The organism is Mesorhizobium sp. M7A.F.Ca.AU.001.01.1.1 (assembly GCF_004022735.1).
Lineage (GTDB): Bacteria > Pseudomonadota > Alphaproteobacteria > Rhizobiales > Rhizobiaceae > Mesorhizobium > Mesorhizobium ciceri.
On sequence record NZ_RZPF01000896.1, the window covers coordinates 1 to 2262 of the forward strand.

3 protein-coding genes are annotated in these 2262 nt (G+C 63.8%); all 3 read left to right on the plus strand.

All coding sequences use genetic code 11. The features are described from left to right. Window positions 1-572, plus strand: a 572-nt coding sequence (locus EN884_RS33585) for an ATP-binding cassette domain-containing protein (protein ID WP_164895335.1), incomplete at its 5' end; no start/stop codon positions are given. Next, the gene (locus EN884_RS33590; RefSeq protein ID WP_013529527.1) at window positions 569-1534 is read left to right on the plus strand and encodes an ABC transporter permease; all 966 of its coding nucleotides are present in this window, start codon (window positions 569-571) and stop codon (window positions 1532-1534) included. The genes EN884_RS33585 and EN884_RS33590, both read left to right, overlap by 4 nt. A 66-nt stretch (window positions 1535-1600) precedes the next feature. After that, window positions 1601-2262: alcohol dehydrogenase catalytic domain-containing protein (locus EN884_RS33595; protein ID WP_164895336.1), on the plus strand; the 662-nt coding region annotated here is incomplete at its 3' end.

Sequence of the window (2262 nt, forward strand, 5' to 3'; positions counted from 1 at the left end):
GCAAGGAGGTACAGGTCAATTCCGAACATGACGCGATCAAGCTCGGCATGGCGCTGGCGCCGGAGAGCCGCCGCGACCAGGGCCTCTGCCTCAACCTGCCGGTCGGCTTCAACCTCAACCTGCCGATCTACAAGCGCATCTCGAACAATCTGCTGATTTCGAGCACGCAGGAGAAGACGCAGGCCGATCGCCAGATCGCCGATCTGCGCATCAAGACACCGACACGTGGCGCGCTGGCATCCAGCCTGTCGGGCGGCAACCAGCAGAAGATCGTCATCGGCAAATGGCTGGCGCACGGCGCCAAGCTGTTCATCTTCGACGAACCGACCGTCGGCGTCGATGTCGGCACCAAGGCCGAGATCTACCGCCTGTTCGGCGCGCTTTTGTCAAAGGGCGCCGGCATCATCCTGATCTCGTCCTATCTGCCGGAAGTCTATGAACTCGCCGATACGCTGCATGTGTTCCGGCGCGGCAAACTGGTGGCGACGCACGGTTTTCACGCCGCCAGCCACGAGGATATTCTCACTCAGGCGCTCGCCGAGAAACAAGAAAAGTTGGGAGGACAGATATGAGCACCGAGGCGATCGCCGTCGAAAAACCGAAGCGCAACTATAATGTCCTGTTCGGGCTGACGCTATTGGCGCTGCTGGTTCTGCTCTGGATCCTCCTCTCCGTGACGACGACGAGCTTCGCCTCGGCCAACAACATAGCCAATCTCCTGCGCCAGGGCTCGATGATCGCCATCATGGCGGTCGGCCAGACCTTCGTCATCATCACCGGCGGCATCGATCTGTCGGTCGGCGCCGTGGTCGGCTTCGCCACCGTGGTCGTGGCCATGATGATCAATGCCGGCTTCCCCATCTGGCTCGCCATTCTGGTGACGCTGCTGGTCGGTGTCGCCATCGGCATGTTCCACGGCTTCGGTATCGTCAAGATGGGCCTGCCGCCCTTCATCATCACGCTGGCGACGTTGACCTCGCTGCGCGGCATCGGCCTTTTGATGACCAACGGCAATTCGATCAACATCAACAGCGACACCTTCACCGCCTTCTCGCGCAATTCCTTCATCGGCATCCCCAACCTGTTCTGGATGGTGATCCTGGTCGGCATTCCGGCCTATATCTTCCTGCACCACAGCCGCTGGGGCAGATACCTGTTTTCGGTCGGCTCCAACGCCGAGGCCTCGCGCCTGTCCGGCGTCAATGTCCAGCGCACCATCTACATGGCCTACACGCTGTCGGGCCTGTGCGCCGCCTTTGTCGGCGTGCTGCTGGCCGCCCGCATCGGCATCGGCAACCCGACGCAGGCCGAGGGCTGGGAACTGCAGGCGATCGCGTCGTCGGTCATCGGCGGCACCTCGCTGTTCGGCGCCGTCGGCTCGGTGCATGGGCCGCTGCTCGGCGCCTTCATCCTGGCCACCATCAACAACGGCGCCAACCTGCTCAACGTCAATTCGTTCTGGCAGCGCATCATCACCGGCGCGCTGATCATCATCATCGTCTACTTCGACGGCCTGCGCCGCCGCGGCAAGTAGCGACCCCGCAATCAACCGCCGGTCCGCCACACCAACGGGCCGGCGATTTCATGACTGGATTAGCGCATGAAAGCCGTCCTCTGCCGTTCGCCCGGCGATCTTGTCCTTGAAGACCGGCCCGCACCCGAGGCACCGCCTCCCGGCTGGGCGCTGGTGGCGGTCAGCCATGTCGGCATCTGCGGCACCGACTACCACATTTTCGAGGGCAAGCACCCGTTCCTCGCCTATCCCCGCATCATGGGTCATGAGGTCTCGGGTACCGTGATGGAGACCGGCGAAGGCGTCGAACTGGCCATTGGTGAGCCCGTCGTCGTCAACCCCTATCTTTCCTGCGGCAAGTGCATCGCCTGCCGGCACGGCAAGCCCAATTGCTGTGTCAGGATCGAGGTGCTTGGCGTGCATCGCGACGGCGCCATGTGCGAACGCATCCTGGTGCCGGCGCAAAATCTCTATCCGGCCAACGGCCTTTCGCTGGCCGACGCCGCTGCCGTCGAGTTCCTGGCCATCGGCGCGCATGCCGTGCGGCGCGCCCGCGCCGACCCCGGCGCCCACACGCTGGTCATCGGCGCCGGCCCGATCGGGCTCGGCACCGCCATCTTCGCCCGCATCGCCGGGCTCGACGTGACGCTGCTCGACATGAGCAGTGAAAGGCTCGCCTTCGCTGGAAACGAGCTTGGTTTCCAGACCCTAGACGGCTCGCGCGGCGCGGTGCCCGATCTGATCAGGGA

Bases quoted from the DNA above. Each gene is read 5' to 3' on its own strand.
- EN884_RS33590 (WP_013529527.1), top strand. From the start codon at position 569: ATGAGCACCGAGGCGATCGCCGTCGAAAAACCGAAGCGCAACTATAAT.